The sequence below is a fragment of the Sedimenticola sp. genome (assembly GCF_050289425.1).
In the GTDB taxonomy this organism is placed as follows: Bacteria; Pseudomonadota; Gammaproteobacteria; order Chromatiales; family Chromatiaceae; genus Sedimenticola.
On record NZ_JBNKFS010000096.1, the window covers coordinates 1 to 518 of the forward strand.

Genomic DNA, 518 nt, shown 5'->3' on the forward strand with positions numbered 1-518 from the left:
CACCTACCTAGGGAGACAGGCGCGATGTACCTAGAGAGGTTCTGCGTCCAGCACTGAAAGTAGTAGCCATCGATGAGTGGCGGGTGTAGCCTCGCAGCCTTCATTACAAAGAAGTGCCAGAACAACCACACTGATGGCCGCACCCCCACGAACATCTCATAGAAGTGGATGATGATGGCCATCAGCGTGATGGAGTTGGGGGAAACGTGGTGCAATTGGAGCCCGTAGTATTCCAGCAGCTTGAGGAAGAAGGAGGACAACGGCGGCACCAGCCCGGCCAGGGCGTATGCCACGAAGAAGATGAAGTCACCCAGCCTCATGTTGGCCAGTGACGCGGCCCCACTCTTCACCTTGCACGTGAGACCGGGCGCCTGCCACCCCATCAGCCGCCGCAAGCTAGCCTAGGAGTCTGTCATCTTGAACTGCGAGGGAGGAAGCTTAGCGGCCATGGTGGTGGACGGTGGCCGAAGATTGTGAAGAAAAACAAGTGCAAAAGACAAAGGAGATGGGTGCAAAAG

Annotated in this window: 1 protein-coding gene; it reads right to left on the bottom strand. The window is 56.8% G+C overall.

Going from position 1 to position 518, the window contains the following annotated elements; translation table 11 throughout:
• Positions 1 to 320: hypothetical protein (locus tag ACQY5R_RS18350; protein ID WP_428610730.1), on the bottom strand; the 320-nt coding region annotated here is incomplete at its 3' end.
• Between the last annotated feature and the right edge of the window lie 198 nt (positions 321 to 518).